12 protein-coding genes are annotated in these 13,403 nt (G+C 63.7%); 2 read left to right on the top strand and 10 right to left on the bottom strand.

Features of this window, described 5'->3' with window-relative positions; translation table 11 throughout:
- Positions 1-37: 37 nt before the first annotated feature.
- From PspS35_RS00725 to PspS35_RS00695, 7 genes are all read right to left on the bottom strand, one after another.
- Positions 38-1,480 (bottom strand): efflux transporter outer membrane subunit, encoded by a 1,443-nt coding sequence (locus PspS35_RS00725; RefSeq protein WP_159932349.1) that lies wholly within the window; start codon positions 1,478-1,480, stop codon positions 38-40.
- Entirely contained in the window at positions 1,477-2,367 is an 891-nt protein-coding gene (locus PspS35_RS00720; protein WP_159932348.1) for an efflux RND transporter periplasmic adaptor subunit, read from the bottom strand. The genes PspS35_RS00725 and PspS35_RS00720 overlap by 4 nt, the downstream gene beginning before the upstream one ends.
- Positions 2,364-2,573 (bottom strand): DUF1656 domain-containing protein, encoded by a 210-nt coding sequence (locus PspS35_RS00715; RefSeq protein WP_003187469.1) that lies wholly within the window; start codon positions 2,571-2,573, stop codon positions 2,364-2,366. The genes PspS35_RS00720 and PspS35_RS00715 overlap by 4 nt, the downstream gene beginning before the upstream one ends.
- Complete coding sequence (locus tag PspS35_RS00710) at positions 2,570-4,648, bottom strand: FUSC family protein (protein ID WP_159932347.1); 2,079 nt, start codon at positions 4,646-4,648, stop codon at positions 2,570-2,572. The genes PspS35_RS00715 and PspS35_RS00710 overlap by 4 nt, the downstream gene beginning before the upstream one ends.
- The gene (locus PspS35_RS00705) at positions 4,645-5,055 is read right to left on the bottom strand and encodes a MarR family transcriptional regulator (RefSeq protein WP_159932346.1); all 411 of its coding nucleotides are present in this window, start codon (positions 5,053-5,055) and stop codon (positions 4,645-4,647) included. Before PspS35_RS00705 ends, PspS35_RS00710 begins: the two co-directional genes overlap by 4 nt.
- Positions 5,056-5,217: 162 nt before the next feature.
- The gene (locus tag PspS35_RS00700) at positions 5,218-5,472 is read right to left on the bottom strand and encodes a DUF2789 domain-containing protein (protein ID WP_159932345.1); all 255 of its coding nucleotides are present in this window, start codon (positions 5,470-5,472) and stop codon (positions 5,218-5,220) included.
- 33 nt (positions 5,473-5,505) lie between these two features.
- On the bottom strand, positions 5,506-7,092 hold the full coding sequence (locus PspS35_RS00695) for a glycosyltransferase family 39 protein (RefSeq protein ID WP_159932344.1): 1,587 nt from the start codon (positions 7,090-7,092) through the stop codon (positions 5,506-5,508).
- Positions 7,093-7,272: 180 nt separating this feature from the next.
- On the opposite strand from PspS35_RS00695, the gene PspS35_RS00690 reads away from it, so the two are divergent.
- Complete coding sequence (locus PspS35_RS00690) at positions 7,273-9,432, top strand: outer membrane assembly lipoprotein YfiO (RefSeq protein ID WP_159932343.1); 2,160 nt, start codon at positions 7,273-7,275, stop codon at positions 9,430-9,432.
- Positions 9,429-10,133, top strand: a complete 705-nt coding sequence (locus tag PspS35_RS00685; RefSeq protein ID WP_159932342.1) for a DUF3142 domain-containing protein — start codon at positions 9,429-9,431, stop codon at positions 10,131-10,133. The genes PspS35_RS00690 and PspS35_RS00685 overlap by 4 nt, the downstream gene beginning before the upstream one ends.
- A gap of 83 nt (positions 10,134-10,216) precedes the next feature.
- Here the strand turns inward: PspS35_RS00685 and PspS35_RS00680 are convergent, their stop codons facing one another.
- The 3 genes from PspS35_RS00680 to PspS35_RS00670 all read right to left on the bottom strand — a co-directional run bounded on the left by PspS35_RS00680 (position 10,217) and on the right by PspS35_RS00670 (position 13,390).
- Positions 10,217-10,786, bottom strand: coding sequence for a hypothetical protein (locus PspS35_RS00680; RefSeq protein ID WP_159932341.1), 570 nt, complete (start codon positions 10,784-10,786; stop codon positions 10,217-10,219).
- Between the two features lie 118 nt (positions 10,787-10,904).
- On the bottom strand, positions 10,905-12,335 hold the full coding sequence (locus PspS35_RS00675) for an efflux transporter outer membrane subunit (RefSeq protein ID WP_159932340.1): 1,431 nt from the start codon (positions 12,333-12,335) through the stop codon (positions 10,905-10,907).
- Complete coding sequence (locus PspS35_RS00670) at positions 12,332-13,390, bottom strand: HlyD family secretion protein (protein ID WP_159932339.1); 1,059 nt, start codon at positions 13,388-13,390, stop codon at positions 12,332-12,334. Before PspS35_RS00670 ends, PspS35_RS00675 begins: the two co-directional genes overlap by 4 nt.
- Between the last annotated feature and the right edge of the window lie 13 nt (positions 13,391-13,403).

The following is a 13,403-nucleotide window of genomic DNA, read 5'->3' as shown; positions in this document are numbered from 1 at the left end:
GTCACGGCGACCCGCCTGTCAAAGCATAGCTATTGGTTCAGGGTTTGCTGGCCGGCGCACCTGGCGTTCGTCCGCTTTCCCAGCCGCCGCCCAAGGCCAGGAACAGATCGATCTGGCTCATGGCAACCTGGGTGTTCGCCGCCGCCAGTTGCGCGCGCACATCGGTGTAGGTGCGGGTGGCTTGCAGGTCGGCCAGGAACGACGCGCGGCCGGCCTGGAAGAAGCGGTGGGTCTGCCCCGCCGCTTCCTTGGCCGACTCACCCGCTTCGGCCAGTGCGTCGCGCCGTTGCAACTGCGCGGTGTATTGCGCAAGACCGGTCTGGGTTTCACGGATGGCGTTGAGCACCACCCCGTCGAAATGCGCCAGGGCGCCCTGGGTCGCGGCCTCGGCTTCGTGGATGCGGGCGCGGGCGCCGTTGGTCGGCACGGTCCAACTGATCATCGGGCCAAAGCCCCAGCGGTTGGTGGCCGGCTGGCCGAGGTTGTCGAGCAGACCGACGGTGCCCACGGTGGCACCGATGGCGATGTCTGGGTACAAAGCGCCGGTGGCCACGCCAATACGGGCGGTGGCGGCGGCCAGTTGGCGTTCGGCCTGGCGTACATCCGGGCGGCGCTTGAGCAGCGCCGCGCCGTCGCCCACCGGCAGCAACTGGGCGATGTGCGGCAGCTCGGCGCAGTTGCCGGTGCCCGCGGGCAGTTGGTCCAGCGGCTTGGCCAGCAGCATCGACAGGCGGAACAACCCGGCCTGGCGCGCCGCTTCGTAGCGCGGCATGTCGGCGCGCAGGGATTTGTACTGGGTTTGCGAGCGCGTGACCTGGGTTTCATCGCCACGGCCGGCGTCGCGCAAGCGTTGGGTCAGTGTGGTGCTCTGGGCTTGCAGGTTTAGGGACTCGTTGGCAATCGCCAGCTCTTCGTTGGCCGCGCACACCTGGGTGTAGGAACGCACTACATCGGCGACCAAGGTGATGCGCGCAATATCGGCGGCGGCCTGGGCCGCATCGGCGCTGGCCTGGGCGCTTTCGATGCCGCGTTGCAAGGTGCCGAACAGGTCAAACTGATATGAGGTGGTGATGCCGACGCTGCCGATGTTATCCACCGGCACTTTGTCCGCCAGCAAAAACGCTTCGCCGGACTCCTGCAGACGCTGCGCCTCGGCCTTGGCGCCGAGGCTCCAGCCGCCGGCGGATTCAGCCTGTTGGGTCTGGAACCGCGCGCGCTGCAAGTTGGCAGCGGCCACCCGCAGGTCGGTGTTGGAGGCCATCGCTTGGCGCACCAGTTCGTCCAGGCGCGGGTCTTTGTACAGCTTCCACCAATCGGTCGGCACCGGCGCCGACACCACGTTGGCGCCCTCGCCCGCGATTGGCCCTTGCAGGTCGCCACGGTTGACGGCCACCTTGTCCGGCAGTTGGTAGTCCGGGCCTACGGCCTGGCAGGCCGACAGCAGCACACCCAGCGCGGCGATGGCCAACAGTTGTTTCATGGCGTGGCTCCGTCATTGGGTTTGTCGCCCATGATCGACACCGTGGCCGTGCGCCCGGCGATCATGCGAAAGTCCGCCGGCACCTCGTCAAAAGCGATGCGCACCGGAATCCGCTGGGCCAGGCGCACCCAGCTGAACGCCGGGTTGACGTTGGGCAGCAGGTTGGAGCCGCTGCTGCGGTCGCGGTCTTCGATGCCGGCGACGATGCTCTGCACATGGCCGCGCAGGCGAGCGTTGTCGCCGATCACGCGGATATCCACGGCCATGCCGACGTGGATGCCGTCGAGCTTGGTCTCTTCGAAGTAGCCGTCGATATGGAACGAATTGCTGTCCACCACCGACAGCACCGGGCGGCCGGCGGTGACAAACTCCTGGGTGCGCGGCGCGCGGTCGTTGACGTAGCCGTCCACCGGGCTGCGGATCACCGAGCGGTCCAGGTTGAGTTGGGCCGAATCCACCGTCACTTGCGCTTCGGCCAGGGCCGACTGGGCGCGGGCAACGCGGGACTGGCTTTCTTCCAGTTGCTCGCTCGGCACCAGGTTGCCCAGGCCACGGTTACGCTTGTACTCGCGGCTGGCCTGGGCCAGGGTTTCCTGGCGGTCGGCCACGGCGGCCTGGGCTTGGCGCAGGGCCAGCTTGAAGCGGTCCTGGTCGACGGCAAACAGCACCTGGCCCTTGCTCACCAACTGGTTGTCGCGCACGTCCACGCGCTGGATCAGCCCGGACACGTCCGGGGCGATCTGCACGATGTCGGCACGGATGTGCCCGTCGCGGGTCCAGGGCGCAAACATGTAGTACATGACCATGCGCCACACAACGACGACCGCGAAGCTCACGATCAACAGCGTCAGGACTACACGGCCGATGGTCAAAAAAGGTTTTTTCATGTCATCAGGTATCGACTGAGTGAGTCCACCGCGCCCAGCAACAGCGCGTAGAGCCCCACATTGAACAATGCCCGGTGCCAGACCAGGCGATAGAAGTGCATGCGCGTCAACAGCCCGTGCACCACCAGAAACAACACATACGTAATGCCCATCAGCACCAGCAGCGTGGGCAGGAACACCCCGCTGATATCCAGATCACCGATCATAAAGGCGCTCCATCGGGCAGCGGCGCTTCCTGCTCCGTGCCACCAATAAATTCGACGCCGGGCAGCAGCGCCAGGCGCAGGCCAGCCAGCGCATGCAGCAGGTGCAGGCGGGTATCGTCTTCGTCTTGCAGGCCCTGGCCGTTGAGGGCGCGGCGTGTGCGGTCGAGGGTCATCAGCAGACCGCTCGGCGCGGGCAAGCGTTCACCCGCCTTGAGGCAAGCCTTGAAGTAAGCGCCGACGCCTTCCACCACCTGGTTGAGCAACACCCGTGGCACGCCGAGGATGCGCGGCGAGTAGGCCAGCAGGTCGAGCAGGTTCAGCGCCACGCGCAAATCACGCAGGGCGATGCCGGTGTCCTGGCCGGTGAGGGCCAGGCGCGGCAGGTGCTGCATCAGGCGGTCGAGCATTTGCACGGCCAGGTGCCGATGTTCAGCCAGGGTGGCGGGTTCGGTGAGGCCGACGATGTCGCGCCAGCTGAAACGGGTCAGGCGCTTGGCGGCGAACTCGGCGCCGAACGGCCGCGCGACCAACGTCCACACAAAGGCAAACAGCAAGCCCACGGGCCCGGCCAGGTTGACGTTGGCGAAGTTGAGAAAATCCGCGTCGTAGGCGCCCTGGATGCTGATGAACGACGACGTGTTCACCAGCGTCAGCAGCATGCCCAGGTAGAAACGCGGCTGCACGGTGAGCGTGCCGATGCAGATAAACGGCACCGCGAACGCCAGCACCAGCATCGGGAAATCGTGCAGGTTGGGCAGCACCAGAAACAGGTACAGGCTGGCGAACAGCACGGACATGGCGGTCCAGAAAAAGAACCGATAGATCTGCGGTGCCGGGTCGTCCATCGAGGCGAAGAAACTGCATGCCACCGCTGCCAGGATCACGGCACTGCCGCCGTCGGTCCAACCCAGCAGAATCCATAGCACCGAGGCGACGATGATCGCGGTGACCGTGGAAAACGCCGAGTAGAACATCAGGCCACGGTCGAGAAACGGCGTGAGCCGGCCCAGGCGCCAATGACGGTACACGGCGCGCCAGGTGTCCTGGCTTTCGCATTCGATGGCCGCTTGCAGGCTGCGGCAGTCTTGCCACAGGTCGATCCATTCGCCGAGGCGGTACAGCGCGTTGGAAAACAGCAGGGTGTGGCGGTCGTCCAATGCCTCGCCGTGGGGTTGCAGGGCGTCGACCTGGTCACGCAATGAACGCCAGCTTTGCAGTGGCGCGCTTTGCTGGGTGTCTTCCAACCACTGGTTCGCGGCTTGCAGTATCGGCGTAAGCCGGTCGAGAAATTCCGGCGCCCGGTGTTCGATGGCGTACAGCGCATCGTCGAGGGCGTCCACCACCGGCAGCAGATGGATCATGCGCCCGCGCAGTTCCTTGGTGTTACGCACCGTCTGCGGCCGTGCGCCTTCGTGGGGCAACTGGCCGATCATCAATTCGAGGGTGTTGAACGTGGCGACCATGCCGCCGCGCAGGCTGCTGACTTCTTCAGGCTGCACGTTGCGCGTCAGGAAGCGCTGGCTGTAGACCTGGGCATCGGCAAACCACTTGGCCACCGAGCCATCGAACACCGGCATCAGGCGGCGCGGCCAGAACATCGCGCCCACCACCGCCGCGACCGCGATGCCGAGGAAGATTTCTTCGGTACGCGCTTCGGCCACATCCCACACGGCCAGGGGGTTATCCACCACGGGCAAGGCGATCAACGGCAAGGTGTAACCGGCGAGCATCAGCGCATAGTTGTTGGCGGTGCGCAGGTGCATGGAGAGGAACAGCAACGTGCCCGTCCACAGCGCAATCACCACCACCAGAATGTAGGGCGACTGCACGAACATCGGCACAAAAAACACCGCCGCCGCCGCACCCATCAAAGTGCCGACGGCGCGGTACAACGCCTTGGAACTGGTGGGCCCGACAAACGGGCTGGAGACGATATACACCGTGGCCATCGCCCAGTACGGACGCGGCATTTGCATCAGCATGGCGATGTACAGCGCGATCATCGACGCGGCGAAGGTGCGCACGCCATAGAACCAGTCGCGGGCCGGTGGAAACCCGGTAAAGAACCCGTTCACAGCGTCGCCGCCTCAAAGGCTCGCAGCACACGCAGCGCGGCTTCCATGTCGGTGGGCGGAATGTCCGCCAGCACTTCACGGCGCAGGCGCACCAATTGCACTTCCACCGCGTGCACCAACTCGCGGCCACGCTCGGTGAGGCTCAAGGCCTTGGCGCGACGGTCGTGAACATCTTCGGTGCGGCACACGTAGCCGTCAGTGCACAAGCGATCGAGCAGACGCACCAGGGATGGGCTTTCCATGCCGGAGGCCTGGGCCACTTTGACCTGATGCACACCGTCGCCCAAGCGGCCGATCATCAACAAGGGCACGGCGCAGGCTTCGGAGATGCCATAGCTGACCAGCGTGGTCTGGCAGATTTTGCGCCAGTTACGGGCGCCCACCACCATGCTGCTGCTGAGGTTCATCTGGAGTTGTTCGAGGGATTGAGGCACTGGATAGTTCGCATACAGTTAGTTTGCTAACTATCAATATGGTGGATGAACGGGAGACCGTCAAGTTTTGAAACAATTTTGCGGATGGGTGGAAGGGTACTGATCTTCAGCGATTCGCAATGTGGGCTGGCTTGCCTAAGCCTTCTGCCCCCCTCGCCCACCCCGCAACATCACATTCAACTCATCCACCACTTCCGCCCAATCCGCATCCTCCAAAATCTCCTCGCGCAAAAATGCCCGCTGACTGCACGTCCAGAAAAACGCGTCCGCCAGGTGCAGCTCCGGCTTGAGTGGCGAATGGACGGTCACAAATTGTTCGATACTCACCGGGTCATCCGGCAGGCCCAGCTGTTTGAACAATGACGACAAGCTATGCACGGGCGATTCCATGGTGGGCTCCAGATAAAGGCGGTTGAGTCGAGTCTAGCGGCAGCCCTCGGATGGCGCCGACGGCGCGTTGCACAGTACGAATAACCGCGCCCTGGCGCCACCACCGTCCTGGCGACTGAGTTCGCGCCAGCCCGTCGGCAGTGGGGCGAAATCGTCCGGGGCTTCGTTGCTGCTGATCAGCCACACGCGGCGGGTGCCTTCGGGCAATGCCGACAAGTGGTCGAGGTAGATGCGGCCGCCGTCCTGGTCCACCAGCGTGCCGAAGCCGTAGGCGTTGGGGCGAGTCGGCGTGCCGTCAGGTTTGGGCGGGGTGTAGAGCTGCAGTTGGGCGTCGGTCTGGTCGTAATAGACGTAGCTGAGGTACCACATCATGTCGCTGAGTACGATGCGGTCGGCTTCCTGGTAGTTGCGGTTGACGAATTCCACGGGCACGTTGAACTGGTCGTGTTCATCCACGGCGAAGTTGTTCTTGAGCCCCACCAGTTCAACGCCCACGACCAGTACGAACAACGCCGCGCCCAGCCACGACGAACGGTCGATGGCCAGCGCCAGCAGGATCGGCAAACCCAAGGCGTACACCGTGAGGTAACGCTCGATAAACACCGGTGAAATAAACGACACGCCGTACACCAGCAGCAATGGCAGCAGGAAGAACAGCGCCAGCAGGCCGGCGGGTCGATAGCGCTCGCGCTCGCGCCAGGCGGTTACCACGACGACCGAGACCAGCAACAGGGGAAACAGCCAGAACAGCGGCGACCAGAAACCAACGCCTTCATCCTGCAGCACGAACTGCCAGATCATCGACGGCAGGGACAGCAGGTTGACCGGCTCTTCCCAGCCAATGTCCCCGCCCACCTTGAGCTGGTCAACGTGTTGCACCAGGTCCAACAGGTTCGGCAGCCAGGGCAGATACAGCAACACAATCACGACATTGGCAACCCACCACGCCGGGCGCTTGATCAAGCGCTGGCCGGGTGCCGTACTCAACAGCCCCAGGTACGCCCAATGCACCAGCACGCACAGTGCCGTGAAGTAGTGGGTATAGAACCCGGCACTCATCAGCAGGACATACCCCGCCAGGTAGCGCGTGCGCTCGGGTCGGCGTAGCCAGTACACCAGCGCCAGCGTGGCGCCCAGCAGCCACACACCAAGCAGCGAATACATGCGCACTTCCTGGCTGTAGCGCACGGCCGTGGGCAGCAGCGCCAGCAGCACGCCCGCCAGCACTGCCGCGCGACGGGTGGACAGTTGCCGCGTCAGCCAAATACCCAGGCCCACGGTGATGACACCGGGGATGGCGCTCATGCCGCGAATCGACCAGATGCTGTCGCCAAACAGCTCGATCCAGCCACGCAGCAGGAAAAAGTACAGCGGTGGGTGCACATCATGGGCGGCGTGAAACCACAGGTCGCCCAGGGCGTACTCGCTGAGCAGCAGGCTGGAACCTTCGTCTCCCCAGATCGCCGCCGACGTGAGGTGATAAAACCGCAGGGCCAGCGCCAGCGCCAGGATCGGCACCCACCATAGACGGCTCAGCCAACCCGCCCCTTCCCACGTGAGACGGTTGAATGCGGGCAGCGCCCCGACCTTTTCGTTTTGCTCTACCACAGACCGACGCACCTCGATTTCCCCGCCACTGCCTTGATTGCACCTGCGCAAACTCCCGCCACTCTAGGACAAAAGCCCTTGAGTCGCTGCTGGAATCGGACAAATCGGCAATTTGTGTGGGGCTTCACCGAAGCACGCGTCGGATCAGGCTATGATTGCCTCCCTCCAAGGACTCAGGATCAAGGACACGCTATGCGCATCGGTTTTCTGTCACCCCTGGCACTCGCCCTGCTGGCCGGCATCTCCCTCCAGGCCCAGGCCAGTTCCGACGATTCGTGCTACCCGGATTGGCGGGTATCGCGTGACAGCCTCGACCCCTGCAACAACCTGCCGTTCCTGAGCCCTGGCAACGACAGCCGGGCCAACCTGCGCCTGTTGCTGGCCGACAAAAAGAACGCGGCGCTGACACCCAACGCCTTGAGTGAAGATGACCTGTCCCAGGGTTTTGGCCCAGTGCCCTTTGCGGTGTACCGCCTGACACCCGCCTCCAGCGCACAGACGCAGGCCGACTCGGACCAGTCGCCCACTGCCGAACTGGACACCTTGTTGACCGGCCTGGGGATCACGCGCGAAGCATACAAGACCGCCGGCGAAGCCTTCGTCGATGGCGAAGGCAGCCGCTGCCGCAGCAACGACGATGACAGCGCCACCGCGTTTATCCGCCAGGTGATCAACGCCGACATGCCAAGCACCGAGCGCACGGCGCTGGTAAAGGCTCGCCTGCAATTGCTCACCACCTGTGACTGGGATGGCCAGGTGGTGACTGACCCCATCGAGTCCGCCCACGGCCTGCTCTTTCGCAGCTACCTGCAAGCCGCCGCTGACTTCTACAGCGGCCGCTTCAGTGACGCCGAGCGCGGATTCGCCGCCACCCACCTGTCGACGATCCCTTGGCTGAAGGAAACCGCGCTGTACATGACCGCGCGCACGTCACTCAATCAGGCCCAGGCCGAAGCCTTCGATGAGTACGGCATGCCGCAGCTTGAGCATGTGGATAAGTCTGCCCTGAGCCAGGCCGAAGCTGGGTTTCTGGGGTACCTGAGCACTTATCCACAAGGTGTTTACGCAACGTCCGCCCACGGCCTGCTGCGCCGCGTGCACTGGCTGGCGAACGACAACGACAAACTGGCCGAAGACTTCGCCTGGCAATTGACCCAGGCCACCGAGGCCCAGCGCAATGTGTCGTTGGACGCACTGGTGGAAGAAGCCGACCTCAAGCTGCTGATGGTCAACAGCGCCAACCTCAAGGAGCCGCTGCTGCAAACGGTCACTGACCTGATGTTGATGCGCGCCAGCACCCCGCCACGCCTGACCCGCGCAGCCCTCGACCAGCAGAAAGCCACGTTCGCCAACGCGCCGGCGCTTTACGACTACCTGCAAGCGGCCTTTGCGCTGTACGTCGAGCACCAACCCGACGCCGCGTTGAAGCATCTGCCCCAGGACGTGCCGTCGAACCTGGATTACTTCGCCTTCAGTCAACAGACCCTGCGGGCGTTGGCCCTCGAAGATAAGAAGGACTGGAAAAGCGCCGAAGCCCTATGGCTGAAACTGCTCGCCCAAGCCAAGTTGCCACTGCAACGCGACCAACTGGAACTGGCCCTGGCGATGAACTACGAACGCAGTGGCCAATTGGCCAAGGTGTTCGCCAGCGACTCGCCGATCAGCGCCCAGCAGGTGCGCTACATCTTGCTGCGCACTGTCGCCGGGCCGCAGTTGCTGCGCCAGCAGATCGCCCAGGCCAGCGACCCGCTGGAACGCCAGACCGCGCAATTCGTCCTGCTTTATAAAGACCTGCTGCGCGGCCAGTACGCCACCTTCGCCGACGACCTCAAGCAACTGCCCGCCTCGCCCGCCGAGGACAAATTGGGCACCAGCCTGGGTTATGTCTACAGCGGCAACCAGACCTTGAAGCTGTTCCAGTGGAACGGTGACAAAGCCGAATCCGGCTACGCCTGCCCGAGCATCGCGCAAACGGCCGCGACGTTGCAGGCTGACGCGAAAAACCCGCAAGCCCTGAACTGCTTCGGCGAATTCATCCTGCGCAACAACCTCGACGGCATGCCCCTGGAACAGGCCCGCGCCGCCGGCAGCCTGGGCAGCAGCGCGTCGGACTTCAAGGGCGAAACCTTCTCGCGCCTGGACGGTTACAAACAGGTGATCGGCAACGCCAAGGCGCCGAAGAACGACAAGGCCTATGCCCTGTTCCGCGCCATCAACTGCTACGCGCCGGCCGGCTATAACAGCTGCGGCGGCCAGGACGTCGAACCGGCTGTGCGTAAAGCCTGGTTCCGCCAACTCAAGACCGGCTTTGGCGACACCCAATGGGGCAAATCCCTGCAGTACTACTGGTGAAACACCTGTGGCTAGGCTTGCTGTTGCTGGCAAGCCCGGCCTTCGCCGCCGTCGACGCGCGCGACTATGACGCCTTCTGGCTGTGGAGCGGCGTCACCCCGCAGCCGGTCCTCAAACAGGCCAAGACCCTGTACATCCTCCAGGGCCAGATCAACTCAACCCGCCGCGCGCCGGAGCGTGGCGTGCGGATGATCGCCCAAGGCACCAGCGTGCCGCGCATCACTGAAGGTGAAGTCTGGGTGGTGTACCGCGCCCACACCCTGCACTGGCCGGAACGCGTCTACACCCAACTGCTCGGCCAGGTGCAACGCTGGCGCGACGCGGGCAACCCGGTAGTCGGCATCCAGATCGACTTCGACGCCCGCACCCAATACCTGCATGAATACGCCACCTTCCTGCGCGACCTGCGCCACCGCCTGCCCGCCGACTTGCGCCTGAGCATCACCGGCCTGATGGACTGGAGCAGCAACGCCGACTCGGCCGCCATTGCCCAACTCAACGGAGTGGTCGATGAGGTGGTGGTGCAGACGTATCAAGGCCGCCACAGCATCCCGGATTACGCGGCGTATTTACCGCGCATGAATCGGCTGGGGCTGCCGTTCAAGGTGGGGTTGATTCAGGGTGGGGAGTGGGAGGAACCAGGGTATTTGCAGGCGAGCGAGTGGTTTCGGGGGTATGTGGTGTTTTTGCAGAATCGCTGATGGATTCTTGAAAGACATCAACAACTTCGCGTGCATTCTGCATGCACGCGGCAACTACTGGTTCTGCGCGAGCAAGCTCACTTCTAGTACGGGGCAAGGAACACAGACGCTATTCCCAGCGCCCACAAACTCACGCCGATGACCATCCAGATTACGTTGGCCCAGGTAAAACGGCTGTTGGCTGTGCCTTGTGGATCATCTTCTAGGTGGTTCACTGCCCGCTGAATCTGCGCCATCAGGGCAACCTGAACAATGGTCAAGCAGACACCTACTTTGACTGCCGTCAAAGGCGATACAAACCAGATATAGGTAAAGGGTAAAAGGGCGCAGCCTATCCACCCCAGGGCGAAGTAATGAGGCCACCATCGATAGGACGCATCTTTCAAATCGAGCGCCCGCTTGATTTTCAGGACGAGCGAATAAGCGAAAAAAATCGAAAAACATGCCCTAACAACAGGCAGCACTCTGGTACCGGTAGCGCTGCGATAGGCATCCCAGTGCTTATACAACCAGTAAAAGCCATAAAAGCCGTAGGACAACAGCATCATCACCAGCAACTTGCGCTGGGCCACCACAAAAAAGGCAGCGGGTCGGGCCGCTGCAACGGTGAGATCGGCTTGCGGCGGTGCGTAAGGATTTTCAGCAATGGACATAGCGAGGACACTCTAGGGAATAGCCCGCAACAGTAATGCTCGCGTTCCCGCTTTTTTGGCCCATACCAAAATAGAGACCCTTCCTACTCTCGACTGCGCGAGTTCAGCGGTTAACGGCCTACAGCGGATACACCGACTCCCAGCCGCCGCCCAACGCCTTGTACAACCCGACCATGGCCAACGACACACCGGTCGAGCTTTCCACCCACTGCTCCTGCGTCGCCAGCAGCGCGCTTTGCACGGTGAGCACATTGACGAAATCCGCCACGCCTTCGACGTACTGATGCTGCGCGGTTGTCAGGGCGATCTGGTTCTGGCGTACGGCTTCGGCGAGGCTGTCGCGGCGCAGTTGGCTGGCGTTGTAGCGGGTCAGTTGGTCGTCGATCTCATGCCAGGCGCGCAGCACGGTTTGCTGATAGGCCAGCGCCGCTTCCTGTTGCTGGGCTTGGCGCAAATTCACCATGCCTTGCAGGCGACCGCCGTTGAACAGCGGCAGGCTGAACTGCGGGCCGAAGGCAAAGGCGCGTGAGCCCCAGGACCCGAAATCCGACAGCTGCATGGCCTGGGAGCCGAGGCTGCCGGACAGGGTGATGCGCGGATAGAAATCGCCCTTGGCCACGCCGATGCTGGCGGTCGCCGCGTGCAGGCGGGCTTCGGCCTGGCGGATATCCGGCCGGCGTTCGGCAAGCTCCGAGGGCAGGCCGATGGCGACCTGACGCTGGGTTTGCGGCACCGTGGCGTCCTTGGACAATTGCGCATGCAGGGCTTGCGGTGGCTCGCCCATCAGCAGGCTCAGGGCGTTGATCAACTGGTCCTGGCGTTGCTGCAAATCCGGCAGGCGCGCTTCGATGGCCGCGACCTGGGCAGCGGCTTCGGCCACGTCCAGGTCGGTGGCGACGCCGTCGGCCAGGCGCAGTTGCGAGAGCTTGAGGCTGTGGCGTGCAACCTCGAGGTTTTGCTCGGTGACGGCGCGGGTGTTTTGCACGCCGCGCAGTTGGATGTAGTCCTGGGCGGTCTCGGCCAGCACCGACAACAGCACGGCGCGGCGGTCGTTTTCGGCGACTTGCAGGGTGGCGTCGGCGGCTTCGGTTTCGCGTTTGACGCGGCCCCAGAAGTCCAGCTCCCAGGAGGCGGAAAAGCCCGCGTCCCATTGGCTGAAGGCGGACCGCCCGTTTTCGCCGGACGGGTCACTCAAGCCTTTGCCGCTGTTGCGTTTGCGCTGGTAAGCCCCTGTGGCATCGACGTTGGGGTAACGCTCGGCGGTGGTCACCTGGCGCACAGCGCGACTTTGCTCCAGGCGGCTGCTGGCCAGTTTCAGGTCAAGGTTATCGGTGAGCGCACGGCGCGTGAGGGCGGACAGTTGTGCGTCGTGGAACACGTCCCACCAGCGCTCCTGGAGCGGGTCACTCACAGCGCGGCTGTCGGCTTGGCGGCCTTGGGGCTCGTTCCATTGTGTCACTTGAGGGCTTTGCGGGCGCTGGAAATCCGGGCCGACGGTGCAGGCGCTCAGACTGATCAGGCTGAGGGTGAGGCAGGCAACTCGTTTCATTGCTGGGCCACCTCGTGCTGGCGGGCGACCGGCTGGGTGTTGACGCTGGCTTCCACCGACATGCCGACGCGCAAGCGCTCAGTCAGCGGCTGGTTGGGTTCCAGTACGATTTTTACCGGAATGCGCTGCACCACCTTGGTGAAGTTGCCGGTGGCGTTGTCCGGTTTGACCGAGGCGAACGTCACCCCTGTGGCCGGTGCAAGACTCTCCAGATGACCGTTGAGCAACTCGCCGTCGAGGCTGTCGACCCGCACCTGCACGGCTTGGCCGGCGTGCATGTGGGACAGTTGGGTTTCCTGGAAGTTGGCCACCACGTAGGCCTCGGCCAACGGCACCACGGCGAGGATCTTGCTGCCCGGTGTCACATAGGCGCCCACCCGCACCGCACGCTCACCGACCATGCCGTCCACCGGCGCGACGATGCGCGTGTAGGACAGCTGATAACTGGCCATTTCCAACGCGGCCTGGGCGCGCTTGAGCCCGCCTTCGGCGGCATCGCGCTGGGCAGTGAGGATTTCCACCTGCTTGCGCTCGGCCGCCAGCACCGCCGTGGCATTGGCCAGGCGTGCGGTGGCCTGGTCGATGCGGGTCTTGGCTTGCTGGGCGTTCTGCACGGTGCCGGCGCCCACGCCGGCGAGGTGGTTGTAGCGGTTCAGTTCGTGTTCGGCGAAGGCCATTTCGGCGCGGTCTGCGGCGACGGTGGCCTGGGCTTGGGCGATCACCGAGCTTTGGCGCTCCAGGGTGGCGGTGGCGTTTTTCAGTTGGGCCTGGGCGACCAACGTGTCAGCGTCGGCGGCCTGGGCAGCGGCGCGCAAATCACGGTCATCGATCAACGCCAGCAGTTGGCCGGCCTTGACCTGCTGGTTGTCCTCCACCAACACGTCCTTGATAAACCCGGCCACACGCGGCGCGACCAAGGTGAAGTCGGCGGCGATGAACGCGTCGTTGGTGCTTTGGTGCCTGCTGCCCAGCAGGCCTGGCGCGACCAGATACACCAGCACGCCGACGGCAAATACGGTGATGACAGAGACGGCAATTTTATCTTTGCGTTTCATGAAAATTCCTTTT

The sequence above is a fragment of the Pseudomonas sp. S35 genome (genome assembly GCF_009866765.1).
Lineage (GTDB): Bacteria > Pseudomonadota > Gammaproteobacteria > Pseudomonadales > Pseudomonadaceae > Aquipseudomonas.
This window is presented reverse-complemented; position numbering and strand designations above follow the sequence as displayed.

Bases quoted from the DNA above. Each gene is read 5' to 3' on its own strand.
- PspS35_RS00725 (WP_159932349.1), bottom strand. From the start codon at position 1,480: ATGAAACAACTGTTGGCCATCGCCGCGCTGGGTGTGCTGCTGTCGGCC.
- PspS35_RS00720 (WP_159932348.1), bottom strand. From the start codon at position 2,367: ATGAAAAAACCTTTTTTGACCATCGGCCGTGTAGTCCTGACGCTGTTG.
- PspS35_RS00715 (WP_003187469.1), bottom strand. From the start codon at position 2,573: ATGATCGGTGATCTGGATATCAGCGGGGTGTTCCTGCCCACGCTGCTG.
- PspS35_RS00705 (WP_159932346.1), bottom strand. From the start codon at position 5,055: ATGAACCTCAGCAGCAGCATGGTGGTGGGCGCCCGTAACTGGCGCAAA.
- PspS35_RS00700 (WP_159932345.1), bottom strand. From the start codon at position 5,472: ATGGAATCGCCCGTGCATAGCTTGTCGTCATTGTTCAAACAGCTGGGC.
- PspS35_RS00690 (WP_159932343.1), top strand. From the start codon at position 7,273: ATGCGCATCGGTTTTCTGTCACCCCTGGCACTCGCCCTGCTGGCCGGC.
- PspS35_RS00680 (WP_159932341.1), bottom strand. From the start codon at position 10,786: ATGTCCATTGCTGAAAATCCTTACGCACCGCCGCAAGCCGATCTCACC.
- PspS35_RS00675 (WP_159932340.1), bottom strand. From the start codon at position 12,335: ATGAAACGAGTTGCCTGCCTCACCCTCAGCCTGATCAGTCTGAGCGCC.
- PspS35_RS00670 (WP_159932339.1), bottom strand. From the start codon at position 13,390: ATGAAACGCAAAGATAAAATTGCCGTCTCTGTCATCACCGTATTTGCC.